The following is a 26410-nucleotide window of genomic DNA, read 5'->3' as shown; positions in this document are numbered from 1 at the left end:
GCGCTCTCTCAGGAGTTGTACGGGCATCGGACGCAGTTGTCAACGTCGATCGATGTCCGCCCCGGCCGGCACCGGTAGCGGCCGGCGCAGCACCGCCTGCTCCAACGCCGACCAGGCGGTGGTGGTGACCAGATAGATCACCGCGGCCAGCGGCAGCACCAGCGCCACCAGCACCGTCCCGTACGGCAGCAGCGGCAGCAGCCGGGCCAGGGTGGCCGCCCCCGGGCCCTCGGCCGGGGCGCCGGCCACCGTCCCGGTCGCGGCGGCGGCGCGCCGGATCCGGCGCGACATCCACCAGGCGAGCATCACCAGCAGCGCCAGCAGGCCGCCGAACAGCGGCCCGGCGGCGCCGGCCAGCCCGTCGGTCAGGTGGTGCCCGAGCGGCACCCCGGCGAGCCGCTCGTCGAGCAACCCGGTGCCGCCCTCCGCGGTGCTGAAGAGCCGGTACATCACCAGCAGAAACGGCGCCTGGAGCAGCACCGGCAGGCAGCCGGCGACCGGGTTGGCGCCGGCCGAGCGGTAGAGCCCGAACAGTTCGGACTGCAACCGGGCCGGGTCGTCGGCGTACCGGCGCTGGAGGTCGCGGACCTGGGGAGCGAGCGCCGTGCGGCGCCGCTCGCCGCGGACCTGCGCGACGGTGAGCGGTGAGATCAGCAGCCGGACGGCGACGGTGAGCACGACGATGGCGGCGGCGGTGGCCGCGCCGCCGGCCAGCGGTTCGAGCAGGGCGGTGAGCCAGGACAGGGCGGCGCCGGCGGCGCCGACGGCATCGTGCAGCGGTGCGAAGGCGAGCATGGTGGGACCCCTCGGTCGATTCCGGGTGGGCGCCCGCCGGACCGGGTCCGGCGCGGGCGCGGATGACGGCGGAATCGGCCGCGCGGCGGGCGGCTACGCGGCCGAGGGGCACACCCCGGGCGCGCGCGGCCGGGGCCGGCCGGGGGCGTCCGGGTCGACCTGGCGGGGCACCCGGCGACGCCGGGCCCGGGCGCGCAGCGCGGTGGCCCGACCGAAGGCCGCCGGCGCACCGGCACCGGCGACGGCGCGCACCGCGAGCAGCGTGGCCAGCAGCACCAGCGCGGCACCGGCCAGCAGCTCGGCCGGGCGGTCCGCGAACAGGGTCAGCTGGGCGAGCGCGTACGCCCACGTCTCCAGCACCAACCCCAGCGCTCCCGGCACGGGCCCAGCCTAGGACCCGTTGTCACGCCGCCGCGGGCCATCGCGCCGCGGCCGCCCGCCGGTGACCCGACACGCCGCCGACGCGCCCGGGCCGGCGTTTCCGGCCGTGACCACGGTGGGTAACCACTGCCGGCACGGCGGCCGGACGGCCGTCGACGGTGCGGAACGGATGGTGGTCACGATGAGCGGCCAGGTGGCGACGGCCCCGGACGCGACAGCGGAGGGAACCGACCTGCTGACGGTGGGCGTCGAGGAGGAGTTCCTGCTCGTCGACCCGCACACCGGGGCCGCGGTGCCCGCCGTCGACCTGGTCCTCGACCAGGTGCCGGCGGAGCTACGCGGGCAGGTGGAGCGGGAGTTCCAGACCAGCCAGATCGAGATCGGCAGCCCGCCCGGGCTGGAGCTGAGCTCGATCCGGCACTCGCTGAGCCTGCTGCGGGCAGCACTCGCCGACGCGGCGGAGCGGGCCGGCGTACGGCTGCTGGCGATCGGCACCGGGCCGGTCGACGGACCGGTGCCGCCGGTGGTCGACAAGCCCCGGTTCGACCGGATGATCGAACGGTTCCGGCTGCTGGTCCCGGGCCCCGGCAACAACGGCATGCACGTGCACGTCGGGGTGCCCGACGCCGAGACCGGCGTGCAGGTGCTCAACCACGTCCGGCCCTGGCTGCCCACCCTGCACGCGGTGACCGCCAACTCCCCGTTCGCCCGCGGCGAGGACACCGGGTACGCCAGCTGGCGCTCGGTGGAGTGGGAACGCTGGCCGTCGGTCGCGCCCACCCCGTACCTGGAGTCGCACGAGCACTACCAACGGCTGATCCGCCAGCTGATCGCCAGCGGGGTGATGCTCGACGAGGGGATGCTCTACTGGTACGCCCGACTGTCCGCGAAGTACCCCACGGTGGAGATCCGGATCGGCGACGTCTGCCCGTCGGTGGACGACGCGGTGCTGGTCGCGGCGCTGGTCCGGGCCCTGGTGGCCACCGCGATGGCGGACATCGCGGCCGGCCGCCCGGCCATCCGCACCGACCACCACCTGCTGGTCGGCGCGCACTGGCGGGCCGCCCACGACGGGCTGGAGGGCGACGGGGTGGACCTGACCGACGGCGAACTGCGCCCGGCCTGGCACCTGCTGGACGACCTCGTGACGCGGGTCCGCCCGGCCCTGGAGCGGCACGGCGACCTGGCCGAGGTGACCGACCTGCTGGGCGGGCTGCGCCGGCACGGCAGCGGCGCCGCCCGACAGCGGGCCGTCTTCGCCCGTACGGGCCAACTGGCCGACGTGGTGGCGGACGTCGCGCGGCAGACCCGCGGCTGAGCCGTTCGTGACAGGATGAGGCGCGTGGCGCAACGGCTCGTGGTGATCGGGGCGGACGCCGCCGGCATGGCGGCGGCGTCCCAGGCCCGACGTCGCCGCGACCGCGACGACCTGGAGATCGTCGCGTTCGAGCGGGGGCACTTCACCTCGTACTCGGCGTGCGGCATCCCGTACTGGATCAGCGGGCTGGTGCCGGAGCGGGACCAGCTGATCGCCCGCGCCCCGGAGACGTTCCGCGAGTCCTTCGACATCGAGGTGCGGCTCCGGCACGAGGTGACCGCCATCGACCTCGACCGCCGCGAGGTGGTCGCCCGCGACCTCGAGCGCGGCGGCGAGGTCCGCGCCGGGTTCGACATCCTGATGTACGCCACCGGCGCGGAGCCGACCCGGCCGGACTGGGCCCGCGGTGACGTCGGCGGGGTGTTCGGGATGCAGACCCTCGACGACGGCGCGGCGCTGCTGGAGTGGCTGGACGCCGACCCGGCGCCCCGCCGCGCGGTGGTGGTCGGCGGCGGCTACATCGGGGTGGAGATGGCCGAGGCGCTGATCCAGCGCGGGCTCTCGGTCACCCTGGTCGAGCGGGACGAGCAGCCGATGTCCACGGTCGACCCGGACATGGCCGAACTGGTCGTCGACGCGATGCGCACGCTGGGCATGCAGATCCGTACCGGGCTGTCGGTGACCGGGCTGGAACAGCGGGACGGCCGGGTGTCCGCGGTGGTCACCGAGGAGGGTCCGATCCCCGCCGACGTCGTGATCCTCGGTCTCGGCGTACGCCCCAACGTCGCCCTCGCCCGGGCCGCCGGCCTGCCGCTGGGCCCCAGCGGCGGGGTACGGGTGGACCGCCGGATGCGGGTGCCCGGGGTGCCCGGGGTCTGGGCGGCCGGCGACTGCGTGGAGACGCTGCACCGGGTCAGCGGAATGCCGGTGCACGTGCCGCTGGGCACCTACGCCAACAAGCAGGGCCGGGTCGCCGGGATCAACATCGGCGGCGGCTACGCCACCTTCGCCGGGGTGATCGGCACCGCGGTGACCAAGGTCTGCGACCTGGAGGTGGGCCGCACCGGCCTGCGCGAACGGGACGCCGTCGCGGCCGGCTTCGAGTTCGTCTCGGTGATCGCCAAGTCGACGAACCGCGCGGGCTACTACCCGGGCGCCCGGCCGATGACGGTGAAGCTGATCGCCGAGAAGCCCAGCGGGCGGTTGCTCGGCGCGCAGATCGTCGGCTGGTCTGAGGCGGCCAAGCGGATCGACACCCTCGCCGTGGCGCTCTGGAACAAGATGACGGTGGACGACATGACGGCGCTGGACCTGGGTTACGCGCCCCCGTTCGCGCCGGTCTGGGACCCGGTGCTGATCGCCGCCCGCAAGGCCGTGGACGCCCTGGCCGGCTCCGGCCGCTGACCCACCCTCGGGTATCGGCTTTGGGTGCGTCTGTTGTCGCCGGAGCGACAACAGACGCACCCAGTCCTCTCGCCATCCCGCTGTCAGGCCCGCCAGCGAGGAGCGGCGCGCGTCCGCGCCGGCCGGAGTCGGTTGTACTGACCGAGCGGTCCCGGCCAGGATGGCCGGGTGGACGGCGCGCTGCGGATACCGGACGGGTTGGACTGGGTACGCGGCACCCCGGACGGACGGCGGTGGCTGGCGGACCTGCCGGAGCTGCTGGCCGCCTGCGTCGAGCGGTGGTCGCTGCGGGTCGGCCCGCCCTTCGGGTACGCGTTCGCCTCGCTGGCCCTGCCGGCCGAGCTGCCCGACGGCACACCGGCGGTGCTCAAGCTCCAGTACCCGGACCCGGACAGCGTGCACGAGGCGACCGCGCTCGACCGGTGGGCGGGCGAGGGCGCGATCCGGCTGCTCGGGCACGATCCCCAGCGACGGGCACTGCTGGTGGAGCGCTGCGTGCCGGGCACACCGCTGCACACCGTGCCGCCCGAGCGGGCGCTCGACGTGGTGGTGGGGCTGCTGCCCCGGCTCTGGCGCCCCGCCGGGTCGCCGTTCACCCCGCTGGCCGAGGAGGCGGCCGGCTGGGCGGAACGGCTGCCGGTGAAGTGGGCCCGCACCGGCCGCCCGTACGAGCGGCGACTGCTCGACGCGGCGCTCGGGCTGCTGGCCGACCTGGTACCGAGTCAGGGCGAACAGGTGCTGGTCAACCAGGATCTGCACGCCGGCAACGTGCTCCGGGCGACCCGGGAACCGTGGCTGGTCATCGACCCGAAGCCGCTGGCCGGCGAGCGGGAGTTCGGGGTGGCGCCGCTGGTCCGGGGCGCGGAGCTGGGCCACTCCCCCGCCGCCGTCCGCCACCGGCTGGACCGGCTCAGCGCCGAGCTGGGGCTGGACCGGGACCGGGTGCGCGGCTGGACCATCGGGCAGACGCTCGCCTGGAGCATCGGCGACGACCAGGTCTTCCCTCGCCAGATCGAGGTGGTCCGCTGGCTCGTCGACGGCGACTGACCACGCCGGCCACGGCCGCCCAGCGGCGGCCGGGTGTCGGGCCGACGGCCACGACCGCCCGGCGTGGGGGCACGCGCGGGAGGCGCTGGCGGCACCGGGCGGCGCTCGGCCGACGCAGACGGTCCCGGAAGCACCGCGGCGGGTCGGGCCGGTCGACAACGGGCGGCGCTCACCGCGAACAGACCGCAACCGGCGCCGGCCGGCCGAAGCCGCGCCGGGTCAGGCTGGTTGGCAGGTGGCGCACCAGTAGAGGTTGCGGCCGGCCAGCGCGCCGCGGCTCACCGCCGTGCCGCAGACGTGGCAGGGCGCGCCCGGGCGGCGGTAGACGTACACCTCGCCGCCGTGCCGGTCGACCCGGGCCGGTCGCCCCATCGCCTCGGGCAGGTGGGCGTCCCGGACGGTGTCGATCCGGCCGCTCACCACGGCGCGGGTCATCAGCGCCACCAGGTCGGCCCAGAGCCGCTCCCAGCCGGCCCGGGTCAGCTCCCGGCCGGCCGTGGTGGGCGACAGCCCGGCCCGGAACAGCGCCTCAGTGACGAAGATCAGCCCGGTGCCGGCCACCACCGACTGGTCGAGCAGCAGCGCCGCCAGCGGCGTCGGGCTGCGGGAGATCCGGGCGTACGCCCGCTCCGGGTCTGCGTCGGCGCGCAGCGGATCCGGGCCGAGCCGGTCGCGCAGCGCCGCCACCTCGGGCGGGGTGAGCACCTCGCAGGCGGTGGGGCCGCGCAGGTCGAGCCAGTGCCGGTCACTGGTCAGCCGCAGCCGCACCTGGCCGACCGGCTCCGGCGGCTCCCCCGCGCCGTCGGTGAACTTCCCGTACAGCCCGAGGTGGACGTGCAGGGTCAGCCCGCCGGCGTGGTGGTGCAGCAGGTGCTTGCCGTACGCCTCGGTGGCCTCCAGCACGGTGCCGGTGAGCCGGGCGGCGCCCTCGGCGAACCGGCCCTGCGGGCTGGCGGCGTGCACCTTGTCACCGGCGAACAGGTCGGCGTGGCGGGCCGCCAGGCGGTGGATGGTGTGTCCCTCTGGCACGACCACCAACCCTAGCCCCGGCCGCGACCGGACCGGCCTGCCCGGGTGGTGAACCCCCTGACCAGCGCCTCGGTGTCAGAAAACGGCCAGCGGGGTATTCCGGGTGGATATCGCGTGGGTGCCGTCCGTTGCATCGGCCACCACGCATTCAACAGGAGGTGTGTTGTGGTCAAGATTCCTTCGCTGTCGCGCCGGTCGGAACCGGCGCCGCAGCGGGACGAGAACCTGGACGAGCGGGATACCACGGCCGCTGCCGGTCGGGACCGGCCGACGAACTCCGGCGCGGGCCGGCTCGACGGCCGCGGATCGAACCGCTCCGCGGTGAGCGACCGGGACGAGGCGACGACCTACCGCAGCGGCGCGGCCGCCGCGACGGTCGACGACCGGGACGCGGACGCGGAACGCCGGGCCACCGAGCGGGCCGCCGTCGCCCGGGCCGCCACCGGCCGGCCGACGGACGAGGACACCCGCCGGTCGGCCGAACCGACCCTGGAGCGCACCGTCGACCGGGATCGGGACGGCACGGCGGTGCCGCCCACCGGGGTCGACCGGGACGGCGACGGGGTGCCCGACCGGGCGGAGCGGCCGGTGGTCGCCGGCCCGAAGCCGCGGGCCAGCCTGCTCGCCACGCTCGGCCTGATCGTCGGCGTGGCCGGGGTGCTCTTCGTGCTCACCGGCACCCTCGCCGGGTACGGCGTCGGGCTCGGCGCGGTCGGCGCGGTGCTCGCCGTGCTCGGCCTGGTCGCCACCCGCCGGCGGCACATCGCCGGCAAGACCGACGCGCTCTTCGGCGTCGTCTTCGGGCTCGGCGCGGTGGTCCTCGGCGTGCTGGCGATGACCGGCCAGTTCGACTGGCCAACCACCGACGGGGACTGGGTGCAGCGGTTCCGCGAGTGGCTTGACTCACAGTTTGTCGACCGCTTCTAGCGGGCACTGTCCGGCTCGCCGGCGGTGCGCCGGCCGACTCACCGGTGGTTCACCGGTGGCAGCCCGACCAGCCTGGTGGTTCACCAGCCGGGCGACCTCTTTCGGGGGCGGCGGATCGCCGCCCCCGAAGTGTGTCCGGGCCCGGTCGCGGTCGTTGGGTCAGTCCCGTGCCCGGCCCGGCGCCGCACCGGCCTCCCGGGCGTCGAGCAGGTCGTCCCAGTTCCGGCGGGCCCACTCGCAGGCCACGTCCATCGGTCCGAGCAGGCTGCGGCCGAGGGGAGTCAGCTCGTAGTCGACCCGCGGGGCTCGCCCGGCGTGCGCGGTGCGCCGCACCAGGCCGTCGCGTTCCAGCGCGCGGAGCGACCGGGTGAGCACCTTCGCGGTGATCCCGCGCAGCGGCACCCGGAGTTCCGAGAACCGGCGGGGACCCTGCTCCAAACAGCGGATGATCATCCCCGCCCACTTGTCCCCCACCCGGATCGGCGACAGGTCCGACGGGCACACCGGGTCGAACATGTCCGGATCGAGCGGCGCGCGCATGGGTTGAGGGTAGTCGGTATCCCGGTGGTAACCGCCCGCCTGGTTAGCGTGCGTCGCGGTGGCCGGCGCCGGGCCGGCCCGGACGTGAGGTGGGTTCGATGAGCAGGATCGTCGTCTTCGGCGCCGGTGGCCGGGCCGGTCGGGCCGCGGTACGGGAAGCTGTCGACCGGGGCCACGAGGTGACCGCCGTGGTGCGGGACCCGGGCCGGCACCCGGACCTGCTCGCCGACGGGCTGCGGGTCGCCGCCGGTGACGTGACCGACCCGGAGCAGGTCGCCGCGCTCGCCGCCGGGCATGAGGCCGCCATCCACGCGGCCGCCGACCTGACCGCGCCACCCGGCGCCTTCTTCCCCGACGCCGCCCGGGCGCTGCTTGCCGGGCTGGCTCGGGCGAGGACGCCTCGCCTGCTGGTGGTGGGGCTCGCGTCCGTGCTGCCCACCGCGTCCGGGACCCCGCTGATGGACACCCCCGGCTACCCGCAGGAGTACCGCGCGTTCTACCTCGGGCACGATGCCGGGGTGGAGGTGCTGCGCCAGGCCGGCGCGGTGCTGGACTGGCTGGTGCTCAGCCCGGCCGGTGACTTCGACCACGCCGCGGGCCGGACCGGCAACTACCGGAGCGCCCCGGCCGACGCCGCCAGCCGGATCTCCTACGCCGACCTGGCGGTGGCCCTGCTCGACGAGATCGACGCGCCCCGGCACCACGGCGTCCACCTCGGGTTGGAGCGGGCCTGATGGGCGACGAGATCCACGACAGCCCGGACGCCTGGGTGGCCGAACACATCCGCCGGTACGTCGCGACCGGTGGCAATGCCCGGCCCGGCATGGACGACCTGCTGCTCACCACCCGGGGGCGCCGGTCGGGACTGCTCCGCCGCACCGCCCTCGTCTTCGTCCGCGACGGCGACCGCTACGTGGTCACCGGGTCCAACGCCGGGCGGGACCGGAATCCGGCCTGGTACCTGAACCTGGTGGCCGACCCGCGGGTGACCGTGCAGGTCGGCACCGACACCTTCGCCGGGATCGCCCGGACCGTCGCCGGCCCCGAGAAGCGCCGGCTGTGGCGACGGTTCGTCGCCGCCGTCCCGGCCTACGAGCGGTACCGGGAATCGACCGACCGGGACATCCCGGTGGTGGTGATCGAACCGACGTGCTGAGGTGGCGGCCGGGCCAGGGGACGCTCAGGGCCCGGCCGGCCCGGCCGGCCCGGTCAGCCGGTCTCGATCGTCGGCACGGAGCGACGCGCAACGAATCGGCGTGGGTCTGCTCTCAGACGCAACGATCGGTCGGGCTACGCAACCATCACCGGTGGATCCTGCCGGGTGGCGCCGCATAACGTTGAGCAACGGCGCCAGCCCGTGGGCCGAAGGTGGCCGGGCGCGCCCGACCCCTGGGAGCAGGACAATGACGATGGACGCCACCAGCCAGCGCTTTCTGATGTGCCGGCCGACGTACTTCGCCGTGGACTACGCGATCAACCCGTGGATGGACCCGACCGCGCCGGTCGACGCCGACCTGGCGATCCGGCAGTGGGAGGAGCTCCGCCACGTCTACCGGGAGCTGGGCCACACCGTCGAGGAGATCACTCCGGTGCCCGGCCTGCCCGACATGGTCTTCGCCGCCAACGGCGGCACGGTGATCGACGGCAAGGCGATGGCCGTGCAGTTCCGCGACCCGCAGCGCGCCGACGAGGCCCCCGCCTACCGCGCCTGGTTCGAGGCCGCCGGCTTCGAGATGTACGACCCGAAGCACGTCAACGAGGGCGAGGGCGACATCCTGCTGGCCGGTGACGTGCTGCTGGCCGGCACCGGGTTCCGCACCGCGCACGCCTCGCACGCCCAGTTGCAGGAGGTCTTCGGCTACCCGGTGATCACCATGCAGCTGGTCGACCCGCGCTTCTACCACCTGGACACCGCGCTGACCGTGCTCGACGAGCAGACCGTGGCGTACCTGCCGGAGGCGTTCTCGCCCGGCAGCCAGGCCGCGCTGCGCCGGCTCTTCCCGGACGCGGTGCACGCCACCATGGCCGACGCCGAGGTGCTGGGGCTCAACGCGGTCAGCGACGGGCGGCACGTGGTGCTGCCCGCCCAGGCCACCGACCTGGCCGCGAAGCTGCGCGACCGGGGCTACGAGACCATCGGTGTCGACCTGTCCGAGCTGCGCAAGGCCGGCGGTGGACCGAAGTGCTGCACGCTGCGACTCCGTCAGGGAAAGGCAAGCAAGTGATCGTCGACGACATGCTGCGGACGCCGGGAGCGGTCCGGGACGCGGAACGCTGGACCGCGCACAACTACCACCCGCTGCCGGTGGTGATCTCCTCCGCCGAGGGCGCCTGGCTGACCGACGTGGACGGCCGCCGCTACCTCGACTTCCTGGCCGGCTACTCGGCGCTGAACTTCGGCCACCGGCACCCCAAGCTGATCGAGGCGGCGCACACCCAGCTCGACCGGCTCACCCTGACCAGCCGGGCGTTCATCCACGACCAGTTCGCCGACTTCTGCCGGGAACTGGCCGAGCTCTGCGGCAAGGACCTGGTGCTGCCGATGAACACCGGCGCCGAGGCGGTGGAGACCGGCATCAAGGTCGCCCGCAAGTGGGGCTACCAGGTCAAGGGCGTACCGGCCGGGCAGGCCAACATCGTGGTCGCCGAGGGCAACTTCCACGGCCGGACGACCACCATCGTGAGCTTCTCCACCGACGAGGACGCCCGCGCCGACTTCGGGCCGTACACCCCGGGCTTCACCGTGGTGCCGTACGGCGACCTGGCCGCGCTGACCGCCGCGATCGACGAGAACACCGTGGCCGTGCTGCTCGAGCCGATCCAGGGCGAGCAGGGCGTCGTGGTGCCGCCGGAGGGCTACCTGCCGGGCGTCCGCCGGGTCTGCACCGAGCGCAACGTGCTCTTCATCGCCGACGAGATCCAGTCCGGCCTGGGCCGGACCGGTGCCACGTTCGCCTGCGACCACGAGGGCGTCACGCCGGACATGTACCTGCTCGGCAAGGCGCTCGGCGGCGGGATCGTGCCGGTCTCCGCGGTGGCCGCGGACGCCGACGTGCTCGGCGTGCTCAAGCCGGGTCAGCACGGCTCCACCTTCGGCGGCAACCCGCTGGCCTGCGCGGTGGCCACCGAGGTGGTCCGGCTGCTGGCCACCGGCGAGTTCCAGCTCCGCTCGGCCGAGCTCGGCGAGCGGCTGCACGCCGGCCTGCGCGGGCTGATCGGCAAGGGCCTGGTCGCGGTCCGGGGCCGCGGGCTGTGGGCCGGGCTGGACATCGACCCGGCGCTGATGACCGGCCGCCAGGCGTGCGAGCGGCTGGCCGAGCGCGGCGTGCTCGCCAAGGACACCCACGGCTCCACCATCCGGCTCGCCCCGCCGCTGGTGGTCACCGAGGCGGAGATCGACCACGCGGTCGCCCAGCTCGCGGCCGTCCTGGCCGGCTGAGTTCGCGTACGACAGCGGCGGGCGTCGGGACCACGGTCCCGGCGCCCGCCGCCGTCACGGCGACCCCGCCGCCACCCGGCGGGGCCCGGCGGTCAGGGGCGCGGCAGGCGCATCGCCATGGTCGGCGCCTCGGCCATCACCGAGGTGGGCGTGTACGGGGCGCCGGCGGGCAGCTCGCCGGGCCGGCCGACCTGCACCCCCGGGTAGAGCTCGACCATGTCACCGGCGTCGAGGACCCGGGACTGCTGGGGCTTGAGCGCGATCCGGTCCGGCTCGGCCATCGAGCCGCCCGGCCGGATGCCGGAGCCGTTGGTGCTCACGTCGGTGACGATCACCTCGCCGACCCGCAGCTCGAACCGCACGTGGTTGCGGCTGATCCAGCGCCGGGCCTCGTCGTTGAGCCACTGGCCGAGGGTGATCCCGCCGGTCTGCTCCGGCGCCCGGCCCACCACCACCGGCTGCTCCTCGCTGAGCACGAAGCGCCGCCGGATCAGCCCGCCGATGCGAACCGCCAACACCTCGGTACGCGGCCGTGGGCCGGCGTCGCCGAGCCGGGTGCCGTGCCGGGGGCAGGTGGGCGCCCCGCCGCGCAGCGAGGGTGGCGGCTGGCCGGCCGGGCTGCGGTCCACCCGGGCCAGGTCGGCGAAGGCGCCCCCGCCCCCACCGCCGCCGAAGAGCGCGCAGCCCGGCTCCGGGCAGCGCCACTGGCGGGCGAGCAGCTTGCCGCCGACCGGTGAGGGCTCCCCGGCCACCGGGGTGTCCCCCTTGCCGACGTGGGCCACGAAGACCGGCCCGCCGGGGCCGGGCACCGGGGCGAGCACCCGACCCGGCTGCTCGACCAGCCACGGGTACCGCCCGCGCAGGCCGTCGGCGCGGGCCCGGCTGAGCACCGGCAGGCCGAGCAGGTCGGCCACCTCGAACATCCGGTCGCCCGGATTGTCCAGCACCTCGACCAGCCCGTCGTCGGCCCAGCGGCGGACCACCATCCGCTCGTTGGAGGTCAGGTCCGCGTCGGAGAGCAGCGCCCGGTGCACGATCGCGTAGACCGGGACGCTGTCCTCCTCCAGTTGCCGGGCCAGCGCGTCGATGACCATGCCGAGGCGCAGCAGACTGGCCGGCCGGCCGCCGTCGAGGTCCTGGTAGCGGATCACCTCGGCGAGGTCGACGACCGCGCGGGCCAGCGACGGGTCGGTGCAGACCCGGCCCTCGATGGCGTCCAGCACCTTGCTGATCTCGAATCTCATCGGGCGCTCCGCACGATCTCGTCGATCCGCCGGGCGAGCTCCAGGTCACGCCGGGTCACCCCGCCAGCGGAATGGGTCACGCAGCGGAAGGTGAGGGTCCGCCAGCGGATGTCGATGTCGGGATGGTGGTCAAGTTCCTCGGCCGTCGCCGCGACCCGGTCCACCACCGTGATGGCGTCCGGGAAGCTGGCCAGCTCCACGGTGCGGGTGATCCCGGCGGGGTCTCCCGACCAGTCCGCCAGCGCACCCAGCTCGTCTCGCACCGCCTCCGCGGTGAGCACGTCTGCCATGGGGTGACCCTACCGGGGCAGATCGGGACGACGCCGACCAGCAGGGCGGGGTGTGGCCGCCCCCCGCGCGGTCGGCCCGGCCACCGGGGCAACCCCCGGCCGCTGCGGTGGGTGATCCGGACTACCCGCGGGACGGGGCGGGGTATCGACGTCGGGCTGTGGATGGCTCGGGTTAGGCTGGCCAACGGCCCGGCCGGGGGATCGACCGTCGTCGTCGCCCCGGCCCAACCTTCACGAGGAGACATCCAGCATGAACACTCGACGGCTGGCGACCACGGGGGTCGCGCTCGTCGCCGCGCTCGGTCTCGCACTGACCGGCTGCGGCAGCAAGACGGGCGAGGACACCCCGGCCGGCAACGGCGGCACCGCGGCGCCGGCGAGCAGCGCCCCGGCCGACGCGCTGGGCGAGTTGACCGCCGCCGCGCAGAAGCTGAACGAGCAGAGCGTCCGGATGGAGCTGAAGTCGTCCGTGATGACCGGTGGCGGCGTCCTCGACCCGGCCACCAAGACCGGCGACATGACGTTGAACATGGGCACCTCGGGCAAGTTCCGGGTCGTGATCGTCGGCGACGACGCGTACCTGAAGGTCACCGGCATGGCCGGGCTGCCGAAGAAGTGGCTGCACATGGACGCCACCAAGCTCGGCGAGAGCGGGCAGCTCAACCTGCTGCCGGAGGGCGACCCGGGCGGCGCCCAGAAGCTCATCGACGCGGTCGCCGAGGTCAAGGAGACCAGCGAGGGCAGTTACGCCGGCACCCTCGACTACACCCGCACCATGGCCAAGGACAAGGACATCGCGGCGCTGGGCGAGAAGGCCAAGGCCGTGCCGTTCACCGCCAAGGTGGACGACCAGGGCCGGCTCACCGAGATCGCCATCGACGTCAGCGTGCTGCACGAGTCGCTGGGCACGATGACCACCACCTACTCGGACTTCGGTACCCCGGTCAGCGTCCGCAAGCCGGCGGCGAGCGAGACCCAGGAGGCCCCGGAAGAGCTGATCAAGGCGTTCGGCGCCTGATCCGACCAGCGCGGACGGGGGCGGCACCGGTCGGTGCCGCCCCCGTCGGCGTCTCAGCCGCGCAGCGGCCGGCCCACCTCGTGCAGGTGGGCGAGCGCCTGCCGGTACGACTCGACCAGCCCGGTCTCCGCGTACGGGATGCCCCGCTCGGCGCAGTACGCCCGCACGATCGGCACGGCCCGGCGCAGGTTCGCCCGGGGCATGTTCGGGAACAGGTGGTGCTCGATCTGGTAGTTCAGCCCGCCCAGCGCCAGGTCGACGAACCGGCCGCCCCGGACGTTGCGCGAGGTGAGCACCTGCTTGCGCAGGAAGTCGAGCCGCTCGGCCGCGGTCGGCATCGGCATGCCCTTGTGGTTCGGCGCGAACGAGCAGCCCATGTAGAGGCCCCAGAGTCCCTGGTGGACGGCGACGAAGAGCAGCGCCTTCGCCGGCGACATGGCCAGCAGCAGCACGCCGAGGTAGCCGGCGGTGTGCGCGCCGAGCAGCAGCGCCTCGACCCCCCGGTGCCGCATCGGGGTCCGGTACCGGCCGTCCGGCTCCCGCCCGACCACCGCCCGGACGCTCGCCACGTGCAGGTTCAACCCCTCCAGCAGCAGCATCGGGAAGAACAGCCAGGCCTGCCGGCGGGCCAGCCACCGCCCGAAGCCGCGCGTCGCGACGGCCTGCTCGTACGTCCAGACCAGCGCGCCCGCCCCCACGTCCGGGTCCTCGTCCTCATGGTTCGGGTTGGCGTGGTGCCGGTTGTGCTTGTCGACCCACCAGCCGTAGCTGAGCCCGACCGCCAGGTTGCCGGCGAGCAGGCCGACCAGTTCGCTCGGCCCGCGCCGGCGGAACATCTGCCGGTGGCCGGCGTCGTGGCCGAGGAACGCCACCTGGGTGGTGGCCACCGCCAGCCCGGCGGCGACCAGCAGTTGCGCCCAACTGTCCCCCACCAGCACCACCGCGGCCCAGCCGGCCAGGAACGCGCCCAGCGTGAGCGCGATCCGCACCGCGTACCACCCCGGTCGCCGGTCCAGCAGCCCCGCCCGGCTGATCCGTCGGGACAACTCCGCGTAGTCACTGCCCCGCCGTACCGGCGGATCCGCCACCGCTCCGAGCATCGTCTCCCGCTCCCGTCCCTCGGTTTCAGGCCGCGCCGAGCGGAACGACCCCACCTCCGAGTCTCCGGAGAACGGTCGCGCTGAGTAACCCTGACAACCCCCGGATCCTGGGTAGGGTGAGCCCTACCCGATCCCCCTGAGCCCGGCGCCGCCCGACCCCGACCCGGACCCCGTCATCACCGGCCCCCACCCCCGCATCTGCGGCCCGCCCCTGGCACCGCCGACCCCGACACCGACCCCGACACCGCCGACCCGGACACCGGCACCTCGGGCGCGCATAGGACGCCGGTCAAGCTCATCCCAGACCGGCCCGACCCGACTCGGACGCCCTGGCGGCTCAGCTCATCCGGCCCACGGCGGCGCGCAGCCGGGCCAGGTCCCGCCGCCGCCGCTCGTACGTGGCGGCGAGCCCGATCAGCGCCAGCCCGCCGACAGCCAGGAAGATCCATCGGGGCAGCAGGTCCCAGCCGCGGCCGAGCTCGTGCAGCGCGAGCAGGGCGAGGCTGCCCCCGCCGAGCAGCACCGGGGCCTGCCACCGCCGGGTCGCCCCGGCCAGCACCACGGCCAGCGCGGCGGCGCCGAGCAGCAGCCGACGCCACGGCTGTGGCTCCGGTGCCACCAGCACCGACACCAGGCTGGGCAGCAGCCCGGCGGCCAGCCCGGGGCCGAGCGCGAGCCAGCTGTTCAGCCCCGGGCGGGTGCGCAGCGCCAGCGTGCCGGCGCCGAGGGCCAGCGCCGCGGCCGGCAGCGTGTACGCCTCCAGCACCGCCACACCCCCGGCGGCCAGCAGCAGCCAGGCGCCGAGCAGTTCGGTGCCCCCGGCGATGCCGGCGAACGCCCACCGCCGGCCGGCGGACTCGCCCCGACGCAGCAGTCGCAGCGCGACGGCGGCCCCCCAGAGCACGCACACCGCCGCGGCGTGCCGGAGCGAGCCCGCAGTGAGCAGCAGCCCGACCAGCGCCACCGCCTGGGCGGCGGCGTCCAGCGTGGCCGCCGTCGGGTGCCACCGACCAGCCAGGGCGGCGGCGACGGCCAGGGTGAGCGCCGCCACCGCCAGCACGGTGAACGCGGCCGCACGCAGCGGCAGACCGCCGGCCAGCGGCGCGGTGACCGCGAGCGCGGTGGCGGCGGCCACGGCGACCAGAGTCCCGGCGAGGCGTACCTCGGCCCGGCGCCCGGCGACACCGACCACGGTCGCGGCCACCACCAGTACACCGAGGCCGGCGAGGGTGCCGGCCCGGGTGGCCAGTAGGCCCAGCACCCCGGATCCGGTCAGCACCAGCCCCACCGGCGCGGTGACCGGGACGAGCAGCGGGCGCGGCGCGGCCAGGGCGGCGAGCAGCAGCGCCGCCACGCCGAGGGCCAGCACGACGGCCGGCACCACGGGCCAGGGCGCGCCCGCGGCCAGCAGCAGGACCGGCGCGGCGGCCACGGCGAACGGCAGGGCGGTGAGCGTGGCCGACCACCAGCCCGCCGGCCCGCGAGACACCGTCGAACCGTCGCCGGCCCCTCCGGCAGGGCGCGGCCACCCGCCCGCCACAGCGGCGAGCGCCAGCACGGTCAGGGCCAGGCCCGCCGGCAGGGTCGCCGGGTCGGGCGCCCCGACGGGTCGCCCCGACCAGGGCGCCGGCGGGCCGCCGTACGGGGCGACCAGCGCGGTCAGCACCACCGGGACGACGGCCAGCACGGCCACGGTCAGCAGCACCGCCCCGGCCACCCGCCGGGCGGTCTCGCCGGCCGGCAGCGGCTGCCGGGTCCGGAAGCCGCCCAGGGCGACCAGCAGCGCCGCCACGGCCGCGTAGAGCGCCACCGGCTCGTCGGCCGGTACGGCCAGCGGCCCGAGCCCGACCAGCACGGCCGCCATGGCCAGCCCCGCCGAGGCGTACCCGGACAGGTCCGGCCAGTGTCGACGGACGGCGAGCAGCGCGACCGGCAGCAGCGCGGCGGTGCCGAGCGCGGCCCGCGCCTGCCACCAGGCCGGCGCTCCCGCGCCGATCAACGCGACCGCCCCGCCCCCGGGCACCGCGAGCAGCGCGGCCAGCATCGCGGACCCGCCCACCGCCCGCCGCACGGGCGAGCCGCCCCGGCCGGTGGCGGCCGCCACCACCCCGGCGACCAGGGTCACCGCGAGTGCCACGCCGGCCCCGGCGGGCGCGGCCAGCCCCACCAGCAGGCCGTGCCCGAGCAGCACGGCTCCGGCCACCGCCCTGGTCAGCACGGTCCACGAACGGGTCTCGCGGGCCGCCGCGACGACCAGCAGCACCGCCCCGACCGCCAGGTCGACGGCGAGCGCGAGCGGCCAGGGCGTCGGCCCGACCGCGGGCAGGGCGAGCGCGACCGCCGCCGCCCCGGCCGCGGCCACCGCCGGGCGCGCTGCCGCGGGCAGCAGCAACGCCACGGCGGCCACGGTGAGCGCCACCGCCACCGGAAGCTGCCAGCCCCAGGCGAAGTCCGGCCCGGCGGCGGCGCCCCGCCAGGGCGGCAGCGACCGGGCGACCGCGTCGCCCGCGAACACCACGGCCATCAGCACGGCCAGCTGGAGCAGGCCGCCGGACACCAGCAGCGCGCCGACCCGCGGGCCGCTGCGCGTTCCAGCCGGCAGCAGCCGCACCGCGGCGGCCAGCCCGGCCGCGACCAGCGCCGCCGCCACCAGCAGCAGCGACTCCCGCAGCTCGGCCACCGGCCGGAGCAGGGCGCCGGCCAGCACCGGCACCAGCAACCCGGCGGCCACCGCGCGGAAGACCGGGCCGCCGGCGAGCACCGCCGTGCCCAGCAGGGTGGCGGCCACCAGCAGCAACGGCAGCCCGGCCAGCAGCGGCGTACCGGCGGCCCGACCGAGCGCGAGCGGCACCAGGGCGCAGCCGGCCGCCGCGACCAGCGCGGCCGCGTGCGCGATCCAGGCCACGATCCGGCCGGCGAGCGCCGCACCGGTGGCCCGGCCGCGCAACGCCACCAGCACGGCGAGGTTCAGCAGGGCCACCCCGACGAAGACCAGCGACCATCCGGCCGGCCTGGGCCGCGCCTCGACCGCGAACAGCGGCAGCACCGGCTGGGCGGCCAGCAACGCCGCGAACCACGGCACGGTGAGCCGGCTGAGCCGGGCGTACCCGAGGGCGGCCGCCGCGCTGGCCCCCCCGACCAGCGCGGCGTACCGGGTCCCCGGCCAGCCGGCCACCCCGAACAGGTCCACCGACCAGGCGGCGTAGCCGTCCAGCACCACCAGCAGCAACCCCACCGCGGCGAACGTCTCCGCGGTGCCCCGCAACCCGCGCCGCACGGCCAGCAGCGGCCCGGCCAGCGCCACGGCGGTCACCGCGGCCAGGATCAGCGCCCGGCCGGCCACCCCGACGGCGGCCCAGGCCACCGCCGTGAAGACCACCGCCGCGGTGCCGAGCAGCAGTCCACCGAGGACGAAGAGCAGACCCTGCACGGTGCGGGTGGAGGCCTCCGGCGCGCCGACCACCACGGGTGCGGCCGCTCCGGCGGGCGGACCGGCCATGGCGGGCGGACCGGCCAGGACGGCGGGGCCCGCGACGGCGGGCGGCTGACCGGCCGGGGTTGGGGCCGGGACGGGCCGTGGCGGCCCGCCGGCCACGGCCGGCGGGCGGGCGACCGGGAGCGGGAACTGCGCGCGGATCGCCGCGGCCAACCGGTCCCGGCGCTGCCGGGTCGCCGCCAGCCGGTCGACCAGCTGCTGGTACGTCTGCCGAACCCGCTCCGCCTCGCCGCCGAGCGCGACGATCTCCCGGTCGAGCCGGATCACCTCAGCCGCGGGCGGGTACGGCGGCCGGCCGCAGCCGGAGCAGCCGGAGCGCAGGTCGGCGGGCGCGCCGCAGGCCGGGCAGGGGTAGCCGGTGTTCTCCACCCGGCCATCATCGGCGGCCGGACCTCAGCCGCCCAGAGTGCGCGTACTCAGGGCCGGGTCTGCTCGCGCACCCACGCGGCGTACGGCGGGTCGCTCTCCACCCGGGCCACCAGGATCTCCGGCACCTCGTACGGGTGCCCGGCGCGGATCTGGTCGACCAGCGCGGACACCCGGTCCTCGGTGGTCTTGAACTGCACCGACCACTCGGCGTTGGTCTCCACCGCGGCACGCCACCAGTAGGTGCTGTCCACCTGCCCGCCCACCTGCGCGCAGGCCGCCAGCCGCGCGTCGACCGCCGCGCCCGCGAGCGCGTCGGCGACCGGCCGCGCGTCCACCACCGTCGTCACCACGCAGATCTGTTCCACGAGCGCACCCTACGCGGGACCGTCCCGGTTGACCGCTATCCACTCGTCGATCCGGTGCCACCAGTCGAACAGCCAGTCGATGCGCTCCTGCCGATCGGTCGGCACCTCTTCGGGCGGCACCGACCAGAAGCGCATCACGATCCGCTTGTCCATCGGCAGCTCCCGCCACACGTCCGCGACGGTGAGCATCCGGTCCAGCCCGGTGTGCGCCACGAAGATGACCCCGGCCTCGGGAGCGGCGTCCAGCGCGGCCAGCAGCCCGCCGGGCTGCGGCGCGAGCACGTGCTGCATCCGCTCCGCCCGCAGTGCCATCCGCTCCAGCCCCAGCGAGCGCAGCCGGGCGATGGCCCGCAGCCGGCGTTTCGGAGTGAAGTTGCCGCCCTCCGGGAAGATCACGAACGCGTCGTCGTCGTCCAGGCCGGTGGCCAGGTGCCCGATCTGCTCGGTGACCGACCCGCGCCCGTCCGGACCGGGCGCGATGAACCGGTTGGGCAGCCGGTTGAGCAGCACGTCGATCGCCGGGTCCCACTGCAGGCTGTCCTTGAGCACGATCCGCGGCTCGCGGCGGAACCAGTTCACCAGGGCGTGGATCAGGATGAACGAGTCGCCCGGCCCGGCGTGCCGGCAGAGCACCAGCTCGGGCCGGCCCGGCAGGGCGGTGTCCGGGTCGGTGCCGACCACCTCGATGCGCAACCGCAGCGTCCACCGGGCCTGCCAGAACAGCAGCCGCAGGAACCATCCGGCGAGCAGGTAGTGCGCTCGCTGGAAACCCGGGGTGCGGACCCGCCAGCCGCAACCCGAGGCGAGCCAGAGCACGAAGAGGGCGAGCAGCGCGGCGGCGTCCCAGACCAGGTAGACGCAGCCGAGCCAGAGCAGCCGCAGCGGCCGCAGTCGCCCCGGGACCAGCGGTGAGGCGGCCGCCGCGAGCAGCGCCCAGACCGGCAGCGTGGTCACCACCAGGAAGGCGAGCAGCACCACCCCGGGCGCCAGCAGCACCCGGCGGACCCACCGCGGCGGCAGCGGCATCAGCGTTCCAGCTGGGTGGCCAGGTAGCGCCGGGAGGCGGTGTACGCGCGGCTGATCCGCCGGCCCACCGCCGCCATGTCCCGGTACGCCCAGGGCGTGTCGTCGCGCGGGTTCAGCCCACCGGTGGGCAGGACGTGCACCTCCACCCCGTCCGGCAGCGCGGCCATCTCCCGGGCGAACCGGTGCCGGCGGGCGATCTCGAACGCGACCTGCGCGATCTCCCAGGGCCGGCGGGGCGGGCTCAGCTCCCGCTCGATCCGGCCCACCTGGAGGACGAAGATCTGCCCGGCGCCGGCGGCGACCGCCTCGCCGATCGGGATCGAGTTGACGATCCCGCCGTCGACGAAGTGCTCGTCGCCGATCCGCGCCGGCGGCAGCAGCCCCGGCACCGAGGCGGAGGCGAGCACCGCCGGCACCAGCGGCCCACTGTCGAACCAGTGCTCGGCGGCCCGTTCGATGTTCGCCGCGCAGCACCGGAACGGCACCCGCAGGTCGGCGAAGGTGGTCTCGGCGCCCAGCTCGTTCTCGAGCAGCTTGCGCAGCGGGCGGGGCGAGTGCAGGTGGGTCCGGGCGGCGAACCGGCGCAGCTGCCGGGCGACCGAGTCGCCGTACACCTCGCTGGCCTCGGGGGACGCCCAGAGCCGGACCAGCCGGTCGGTGACCGCCTCGGACGGTTCGGCGGCGACCAGCGCGCCGTTCACCGCGCCGATCGAGGTGCCGAGCACCAGGTCCGGCCGGATCCCGGCCCGGAACAGCGCCCGCAGCATGCCCACCTCGACCGCGCCGAGGACGCCCCCGCCCCCGAGCACGAACGCCACCGGTCCCCGCGCCATGTCGTTCATCCTGGCACGGCCGCGCCGGTGCCCCGTCGCGGCGGCTCCGCCGGGCCCCGGCCGTTGCCGTTGACAGGCCGGAAACATTCACGCAACCTGATACCGCTCCCACCCCGAGGCAGGTGCGAACCGTGAAGCCAGCGCTGCACCCCGGCCGGTTGCTGGCCCGCCGGTACCGGCTGCTCGACCAGATCGGCGCCGGCGGGATGTCGGTGATCTGGCGCGCCCACGACGAGGTGCTGGACCGGATCGTCGCGTTGAAGGTGCTCGCCCCGTCGCTCGCCGCCGACGCCCGGTTCCGGGACATGGTCCGCACCGAGGCGCGCTCCGCCGCCCAGCTGGTGCACCCGCACGTCACCTCGGTGCACGACTACGGCGAGACGGTCGCCCCGGACGGCTCGATCACCTCGTTCGTGGTGATGGAGCTGCTGACCGGCGAGGAGCTGGAACTACGGCTGACCGAGGGCCCGCTGCCGTGGCCGGAGGCGGTGGAGCTGGGCGCCCAGGTCGCCGACGCGCTGGCCACCGCGCACCGGCTGGGCATCGTGCACCGGGACATCACCCCGGCCAACGTGATGCTGACCCGGACCGGGGCCAAGGTGCTCGACTTCGGCATCGCCACCCGGGTCGGCGCTCCCGACGAGGACGAGGATGGCGACACCTTCGGCACCCCGGCGTACGTGGCGCCGGAACGCCTCGACGGGGCGCCCGCGCAGCCGGCCACCGACGTCTACTCCCTCGGCGTGCTGCTCTATCAGGCGTTGACCGGTCGGGTGCCGTACCCGGCCGACACCTGGGACCAGCTCAGCGCCGCGCTGGCCGCGGGCCGGCCGCCCTCGCTGGCCGGGGTGCCCGGGCTGCCGCCCGAGGTGGCCCGGATCTGCCTGAGCTGCCTGACCCGGGACCCGGCCGCGCGGCCCACCGCCCGCCAGGTGGCCACCGGACTGCGCGACCAGTTGCTCCCGGCCGATCCGCAGGCGGCCACCATGCTCGCGCCGACCGTGACGCTGCCCGCGCTGACCCCGGCCGCACCGACTCCGGCGGCCCCGACCTCCGCACAGACCGGGCCACGCCCCGCGCCGGCTGGTGCTGGACCAGGCACGTCCGGGCCGGGTGACACCGGGCCAGGCACGGCCGGGCCGCGTGACGCCGAGCCAGGCACCGCCGAGCCGGGCACCGCCGGGTCGGGCGCCGCCGGGCCGGGTCCGGTGGCCGGGTCGGCCATGCCGGACCGGGTCGACCGACCAGTGGGCGGCTCGGAGGCCGCTGCGACCGGTGCGGTCCGCCGCGTGCCGCGGCCCGTCCTGGTCACGGCGGTGGTGCTGCTGGCCGCGGTGGGGCTGGCCGTGCCGGCGCTCTGGCCGGACGGCGACCCGCCGCCGGCGGCGCTGCCCACCACGGCGCCGACCGGGCAGCCCTCACCCGCCGTACCGGACGCGGCGCCAGCTGGCACGTCGGCACCGGCCTCCCCGGGGCGTCCCGAACCGACCCGCGCGCTACCCGGGCCGGCCAGCCTGCTGACCGTCGCCAACCGGCTCGACGGGCTGATCGGCGCGGGGCTCGACGGCGGTGAGATCCGCGCCGACGTCGGCCTGGACCTGCGCAACGAGCTGCGGAACCTGACCGCCGCGGTGGGCTCCGGGCCGGCCGACCTGACCGGGCCGGTGACCCGGTTGCGGGAGAAGGTGGCCACCCGGGTACGCGAGGGCGGCATCACCCCCGGGTACGCCCGCCGGCTCGACTCGGCGATCGCGGACCTGGCCGCCGCACGCGTCTGAGCGTCGCCCGCCGGACACGAGGGCGCCCGCCGCCGCAGCCAGCCCGCCGCACCCGGCCCGCTGACACTGCGCCCGCCGCCAGAGCCGGCCCGCCGCACGGCCGGCACGCCCAGCCCGCCGCACGGCCTGCGCGGCCGGCCCGCCGCACCCGGCCTGTCGCGCTCAGCCCGGGCCGGCCCGGACCGGCTCGCGGATGCCGGTGTGCGGCATCCTGGCGGCGATGAACCGCCGGTAGACCTCCTCGTAGCCGATCGCGATCCGTTCGGTGGAGAAGTGCTCCGCGACGTGCGCCACGCAGTCGGCCGGGTCGAGGCGGCTCGCCTCCCGCACCGCGTCGGCCAGTTGCTCCTCCCGGTCGCAGATCAGCCCGGTCACCCCCGGCCGGATCAGCTCGGGCACCGCGCCGCGGTTCAACGCCACCACCGGCGTGCCGGTCGCCATCGCCTCCACCATCACCATGCCGAACGGCTCCTCCCACTGGATCGGCATGATCAGGCAGCGGGCGTCCACCAGCAGCCGCAGCGCGGCGTCCCGGTCGGCGTCGAGCACCACCGTCACGTCCTCGCCGAGCATCGGACGGACGACCTCCTGGTAGTAGCGGCGTTCGGGCGGCTCGTTGCACTTGCCGGCCAGCACCAGCGGCAGGCCGGCCGCGCGGCAGGCGCGGATCGCCGCGTCCGGCCCCTTGTCGGGGCTGAACCGGGCCAGCCAGAGCACCGGCCCGTCGCTGGGCGCGCGTTTGCTCGGCACGCCGCGCACGTCCATCGCGTTGTGCACGGTGCCCACCCAGGGCAGGCGGGGGTTCAGCCGCCGCTGGGCGTGCGAGATGGCCACCAGTCCGACGCCCCGGTCGGTGTCGCTGAGCACGGTCCCGTACTCGCCCACCGGGTTGCCGTGCACGGTCGCCACCGTGGGGACCGCCCGCCGGCCGGCGACCAGCGGGCCGATGGTGGTGTGGTCGTGGATGACGTCGAAGTCGGCGGCGGTCACCAGTTGGTTGACCCGGGCCAGGTGGGCCAGCTCGGGCAGCGCCTCGCCGAGCCGGTCGAACTGCAGGTCGGGCACCGTGGAGACGATGTCGGCGGCGGCCCGGTGCTCCCGACCCGCACCGAACAGGGTCACCGCGTGGCCGCGCGCGGCCAGCGCGTCCACCAACACCGCGACCACCTGTTCCAGCCCGCCGTACCCGGGCGGGGGCACCGACAGCCACGGCGGGACCACCATCGCGATCCGCAGGGGCCGCTCCCGCGATCGGTCGGCCGACAGGTGGTTCAGGGCCACGAATCCTCCCCCGTCCGTCCCCTCGATGCGCGGGCCGTCCCCCGGTCGGCACCGCCTCGACCGGCCCGGTCAACCGGATCGGTGGCGCATTCCCGGTGGTGATCCCGCTAAACCGGACATCCGGGGGCGCTCATCCACCGACCAGCAGGTGGTCCCGTACCGCCGCCACCCCCTCGGCCGACCAGGCCGTCCGTTCCGCCTGGTCCCGTTCCCACCAGGAGCGGACCACGCCCGCCAGCACGACGGTGTCGCCGTCCAGCGTCACGGTGACCCGCTCGGTGCCGATACCCCGCGCCAGCGCCCGCTGGATGTCCCGCCGGGTGCGCTCCGCGTCCGGTCGGGTGGCCGGCCGGACGTCGACCAGGTTGGTCACCCCGCGGACAGCGCGCAGCCGGCGGATCTCGTGCTCGGCGATACGCCGCTGCCAGCCGAACTCCACCGTCCCGCGGAGCATCACCCAGCCGTTGGCCACCGTCACGTCCAACCGTTCGGCCGGGACGAAGCTGTCCCACTCCAGGGCCCGGCTGACCGCGATGGCGATGTCCTCGTCGGTCCGCTCGGCCGAACCGGGCAACCGGACCTCCACGTCGTCGGCGACCACCCGCACGCCGCGGACCCGCTGCGCGCAGCGCTCGGCCGCCCACTTCGCCGCGGTGCTGTCCACCCAGCCGGTCAACGTCACCACGCCGTCCCGCACCGTGACGCCGATGTCGTTCGGTTGCACCCGGACGTCCCAGGCCAGTTCCTCGAGCACGTCCCGCTGGATCTGCGCGTCGGTCCGGACGGTCGCTGCCGTGGTCATCGCACCCTCCCGTACGCCTGCCGGGTCTCCTGCCGACGGTGCCGGCGCGGCGGGTGACGGCGGTTCACCCGGACCGGGTGAACCGCCGGAGAAAGGAGCGGGCGGCGGGTGACGGAGCCAACCCCCTTGGCCCCGTCACCCGCCGCCCATGGGAGGAGGCAGGCTCGGTACGGATTAGGACGCTTCGGCGAGCGTCACGGTTGCCGTCGACTCGGATCCGTTTCGCTGGTAGGTCACCTCGACCCGGTCGCCGACCTTGCCGGCCTGCACGGCGCCGACCAGGTCGTTGGAGTCGTTGATCACCTTGTCGCCGAACCGGGTGATCACGTCGCCCTGGCGCAGGCCGGCCTTCTCGGCGGCGCTGCCCGGGGTGACGGCGGCGACCAGCGCCCCGCCGTCCGGGGCGGCGTTGACGCTCACGCCCAGCGACGGGTGACTGACCTTCTCGCCGCGCTGGAGCTTGCCGGCCACGTCCTTGGCCTTGTTGCTCGGGATGGCAAAGCCCACCCCGATGTTGCCGCTGCCCTGCCCGGCGGTGGCGATCGCGGTGTTGATGCCGATCACCTCGCCGCGGGTGTTGACCAGCGCGCCGCCGGAGTTGCCCGGGTTGATCGGCGCGTCGGTCTGCAGCAGCCCGGAGATCGAGCTGGCCCCCTGGCTCGGGTTCTGCCGCTGCTCACCGCTGCCGGCCTGGATGGTGCGGTCCCGCGCGCTGAGGATGCCGGCGGTCACCGAGCCCTGCAGGCCCAGCGGGCTGCCCAGCGCGAGCACCTGGTCACCGACCTGCATGGCGTCGCTGTCGCCGAGGGTGGCCGGCTGCAGGCCGCTGACCCCGGAGGCCTTCACCACGGCCAGGTCGGTCTTCGGGTCGGTGCCGACGATCCGCGCCTGGGCGCTCTTGCCGTCGGCGAAGACCACCCGGACGCTGTTCCCGCCGGCCGCGGCGACCACGTGGTTGTTGGTCAGCACGTAACCGTCGTCGGTGAGGATCACACCCGATCCCTCACCGCTGTCGGTGGTGATCGACACGACGCTGTCCTGCACCGAGGCGGCGATCCGCGGCAGGTCCGCGCCGTTGATCACGGGCGCGGCCGAGTAGGTGCGGGTGATCCCGCCCGAGTCGCCGTCGACGGCGAGCGCCAGCGCGCCGCCGGCGACCCCGGAGCCGAGCATCAGCGCCAGCACCGCGACGCCCGCACCGGCGAACTTGGCGATCCGGCCGGGTCGCGGCGCGGAGTGCGCCGGCGCCCAGGGCGGGGTCGGCTGACCCGGGTGCTGCTGCGGGAAGACCGGTCCGGGGGCGCCCGGCTGGCCCCCGCCGGTCCAGCCGGAGTGCTGCCCGGAGTACCAGGGGCCGCCCGGGTAGCCGCCGGCGGCCGGGTGGCCGGACCCGCCGGCCGGGTACGGGTGGCCGCCGGCCGGGAGGTGGCCCGGCTGGCCGGAGGTCGGGTGGTACGGGGCGGCGGCGGGCGCGGCCGAGGTCGGCTGGGCCGCGACCGCCGCGACCGGGACGGTGGGCTCGTCGGTCCCCGCGGCCTGCTCCGGAAGCCGGGCCGGGGCGGGTGCCGTGCCGTCGGCGGTGGGCCGCTCGGCGGGCCCGACGGCGGGCAGGCCGGCGGTGGACTGCTCGGCAGGTCCGGCGGTGGGCAGACCGGCGGTGGGCTGCTCGGCGGACCGGGCGGCGGGGAGACCGACGGTGGGCTCGGCGGCCGGCGTCGGGCCCCCGGCGGACGCCGGCTCGGCGGCCTCGACCGACCGAAGGGTGGGCTCGGTGGCCGCGGCGGCCGGGCCGGCCTCGGTGGTCGGGGAGTCGGACTGCGCGCGCTCGACGTGCGGCAGCTCGGCGGTGGGGTGCGACGGCTCGGCGTCGGTGGGGGCCGGCCGGCGCTGCGGGTCGGACTCGTACTCGGTCATGTCTCTACCTTGCC

Annotated in this window: 24 protein-coding genes; 10 read left to right on the top strand and 14 right to left on the bottom strand. The window is 75.8% G+C overall.

The window, feature by feature from the left end:
• Window positions 1–39: 39 nt before the first annotated feature.
• Together GA0070609_RS01670 and GA0070609_RS01665 are read right to left on the bottom strand one after the other, a co-directional pair.
• Complete coding sequence (locus tag GA0070609_RS01670) at window positions 40–795, bottom strand: YidC/Oxa1 family membrane protein insertase (RefSeq protein WP_088992151.1); 756 nt, start codon at window positions 793–795, stop codon at window positions 40–42.
• Between the two features lie 93 nt (window positions 796–888).
• The gene (locus GA0070609_RS01665) at window positions 889–1176 is read right to left on the bottom strand and encodes a DUF6412 domain-containing protein (RefSeq protein ID WP_172899271.1); all 288 of its coding nucleotides are present in this window, start codon (window positions 1174–1176) and stop codon (window positions 889–891) included.
• 181 nt (window positions 1177–1357) lie between these two features.
• Here GA0070609_RS01665 and GA0070609_RS01660 point away from each other — a divergent pair, with 181 nt between their 5' ends.
• The 3 genes from GA0070609_RS01660 (at window position 1358) to GA0070609_RS01650 (ending at window position 4945) form a co-directional block, all read left to right on the top strand.
• Window positions 1358–2494, top strand: a complete 1137-nt coding sequence (locus tag GA0070609_RS01660) for a carboxylate-amine ligase (protein ID WP_408630650.1) — start codon at window positions 1358–1360, stop codon at window positions 2492–2494.
• Window positions 2495–2518: 24 nt separating this feature from the next.
• The gene (locus tag GA0070609_RS01655) at window positions 2519–3898 is read left to right on the top strand and encodes an FAD-dependent oxidoreductase (protein ID WP_088992150.1); all 1380 of its coding nucleotides are present in this window, start codon (window positions 2519–2521) and stop codon (window positions 3896–3898) included.
• Between the two features lie 168 nt (window positions 3899–4066).
• On the top strand, window positions 4067–4945 hold the full coding sequence (locus GA0070609_RS01650; protein WP_231928494.1) for an aminoglycoside phosphotransferase family protein: 879 nt from the start codon (window positions 4067–4069) through the stop codon (window positions 4943–4945).
• A gap of 219 nt (window positions 4946–5164) precedes the next feature.
• Here the strand turns inward: GA0070609_RS01650 and GA0070609_RS01645 are convergent, their stop codons facing one another.
• Window positions 5165–5974 (bottom strand): Fpg/Nei family DNA glycosylase, encoded by an 810-nt coding sequence (locus tag GA0070609_RS01645; protein WP_088997422.1) that lies wholly within the window; start codon window positions 5972–5974, stop codon window positions 5165–5167.
• Window positions 5975–6139: 165 nt separating this feature from the next.
• Between GA0070609_RS01645 and GA0070609_RS01640 the strand changes: the two genes are divergently transcribed.
• A complete protein-coding gene (locus GA0070609_RS01640) occupies window positions 6140–6901 on the top strand; it encodes a DMT family transporter (RefSeq protein WP_231928493.1) in 762 nt (253 codons plus the stop codon).
• A 159-nt stretch (window positions 6902–7060) separates the two neighbouring features.
• Here the strand turns inward: GA0070609_RS01640 and GA0070609_RS01635 are convergent, their stop codons facing one another.
• Window positions 7061–7441, bottom strand: coding sequence for a winged helix-turn-helix transcriptional regulator (locus GA0070609_RS01635; RefSeq protein ID WP_088992149.1), 381 nt, complete (start codon window positions 7439–7441; stop codon window positions 7061–7063).
• A gap of 98 nt (window positions 7442–7539) precedes the next feature.
• On the opposite strand from GA0070609_RS01635, the gene GA0070609_RS01630 reads away from it, so the two are divergent.
• From GA0070609_RS01630 to rocD, 4 genes are all read left to right on the top strand, one after another.
• Window positions 7540–8175: an NAD(P)-dependent oxidoreductase gene (locus tag GA0070609_RS01630; RefSeq protein WP_088992148.1), complete on the top strand. Its 636-nt coding sequence runs from the start codon at window positions 7540–7542 to the stop codon at window positions 8173–8175.
• The gene (locus tag GA0070609_RS01625) at window positions 8175–8597 is read left to right on the top strand and encodes a nitroreductase family deazaflavin-dependent oxidoreductase (protein ID WP_088992147.1); all 423 of its coding nucleotides are present in this window, start codon (window positions 8175–8177) and stop codon (window positions 8595–8597) included. The genes GA0070609_RS01630 and GA0070609_RS01625 overlap by 1 nt, the downstream gene beginning before the upstream one ends.
• A 253-nt stretch (window positions 8598–8850) precedes the next feature.
• Window positions 8851–9666, top strand: coding sequence for a dimethylargininase (gene ddaH / locus GA0070609_RS01620; protein ID WP_172899459.1), 816 nt, complete (start codon window positions 8851–8853; stop codon window positions 9664–9666).
• Window positions 9666–10880, top strand: a complete 1215-nt coding sequence (rocD, locus tag GA0070609_RS01615; RefSeq protein WP_172899458.1) for an ornithine--oxo-acid transaminase — start codon at window positions 9666–9668, stop codon at window positions 10878–10880. Before ddaH ends, rocD begins: the two co-directional genes overlap by 1 nt.
• A 92-nt stretch (window positions 10881–10972) precedes the next feature.
• Here the strand turns inward: rocD and GA0070609_RS01610 are convergent, their stop codons facing one another.
• Entirely contained in the window at window positions 10973–12124 is a 1152-nt protein-coding gene (locus GA0070609_RS01610; RefSeq protein ID WP_088992145.1) for an FHA domain-containing protein, read from the bottom strand.
• Complete coding sequence (locus GA0070609_RS01605) at window positions 12121–12414, bottom strand: 4a-hydroxytetrahydrobiopterin dehydratase (RefSeq protein ID WP_088992144.1); 294 nt, start codon at window positions 12412–12414, stop codon at window positions 12121–12123. Before GA0070609_RS01605 ends, GA0070609_RS01610 begins: the two co-directional genes overlap by 4 nt.
• Before the next feature lie 250 nt (window positions 12415–12664).
• Between GA0070609_RS01605 and GA0070609_RS01600 the strand changes: the two genes are divergently transcribed.
• The gene (locus GA0070609_RS01600) at window positions 12665–13432 is read left to right on the top strand and encodes a hypothetical protein (RefSeq protein ID WP_088992143.1); all 768 of its coding nucleotides are present in this window, start codon (window positions 12665–12667) and stop codon (window positions 13430–13432) included.
• 53 nt (window positions 13433–13485) lie between these two features.
• On the opposite strand, the gene GA0070609_RS01595 is transcribed toward GA0070609_RS01600, so the two are convergent.
• The 5 genes from GA0070609_RS01595 to GA0070609_RS01575 form a co-directional block, all read right to left on the bottom strand.
• Window positions 13486–14532 (bottom strand): fatty acid desaturase family protein, encoded by a 1047-nt coding sequence (locus GA0070609_RS01595; protein ID WP_088992142.1) that lies wholly within the window; start codon window positions 14530–14532, stop codon window positions 13486–13488.
• A gap of 337 nt (window positions 14533–14869) precedes the next feature.
• On the bottom strand, window positions 14870–18397 hold the full coding sequence (locus tag GA0070609_RS01590; RefSeq protein WP_088992141.1) for an SCO7613 C-terminal domain-containing membrane protein: 3528 nt from the start codon (window positions 18395–18397) through the stop codon (window positions 14870–14872).
• 47 nt (window positions 18398–18444) lie between these two features.
• Entirely contained in the window at window positions 18445–18762 is a 318-nt protein-coding gene (gene cutA / locus GA0070609_RS01585; protein WP_088992140.1) for a divalent-cation tolerance protein CutA, read from the bottom strand.
• A gap of 9 nt (window positions 18763–18771) precedes the next feature.
• Window positions 18772–19788 carry a 1-acyl-sn-glycerol-3-phosphate acyltransferase gene (locus tag GA0070609_RS01580; RefSeq protein WP_088992139.1) on the bottom strand — a complete coding sequence of 339 codons (1017 nt, stop codon included), beginning with the start codon at window positions 19786–19788 and terminating at the stop codon, window positions 18772–18774.
• A complete protein-coding gene (locus GA0070609_RS01575; RefSeq protein ID WP_088992138.1) occupies window positions 19788–20621 on the bottom strand; it encodes a patatin-like phospholipase family protein in 834 nt (277 codons plus the stop codon). Before GA0070609_RS01575 ends, GA0070609_RS01580 begins: the two co-directional genes overlap by 1 nt.
• Before the next feature lie 131 nt (window positions 20622–20752).
• On the opposite strand from GA0070609_RS01575, the gene GA0070609_RS01570 reads away from it, so the two are divergent.
• Window positions 20753–22399 (top strand): serine/threonine-protein kinase, encoded by a 1647-nt coding sequence (locus tag GA0070609_RS01570; RefSeq protein ID WP_088992137.1) that lies wholly within the window; start codon window positions 20753–20755, stop codon window positions 22397–22399.
• Window positions 22400–22561: 162 nt separating this feature from the next.
• Here the strand turns inward: GA0070609_RS01570 and GA0070609_RS01565 are convergent, their stop codons facing one another.
• From GA0070609_RS01565 to GA0070609_RS01555, 3 genes are all read right to left on the bottom strand, one after another.
• The gene (locus GA0070609_RS01565; protein ID WP_088997419.1) at window positions 22562–23623 is read right to left on the bottom strand and encodes a glycosyltransferase family 4 protein; all 1062 of its coding nucleotides are present in this window, start codon (window positions 23621–23623) and stop codon (window positions 22562–22564) included.
• 187 nt (window positions 23624–23810) lie between these two features.
• Complete coding sequence (locus GA0070609_RS01560; RefSeq protein WP_088992136.1) at window positions 23811–24482, bottom strand: BON domain-containing protein; 672 nt, start codon at window positions 24480–24482, stop codon at window positions 23811–23813.
• A gap of 174 nt (window positions 24483–24656) precedes the next feature.
• Window positions 24657–26396 (bottom strand): trypsin-like peptidase domain-containing protein, encoded by a 1740-nt coding sequence (locus GA0070609_RS01555; protein ID WP_088992135.1) that lies wholly within the window; start codon window positions 26394–26396, stop codon window positions 24657–24659.
• Window positions 26397–26410: the final 14 nt, after the last annotated feature.

The sequence above is a fragment of the Micromonospora echinaurantiaca genome (genome assembly GCF_900090235.1).
Lineage (GTDB): Bacteria > Actinomycetota > Actinomycetes > Mycobacteriales > Micromonosporaceae > Micromonospora > Micromonospora echinaurantiaca.
This window is presented reverse-complemented; position numbering and strand designations above follow the sequence as displayed.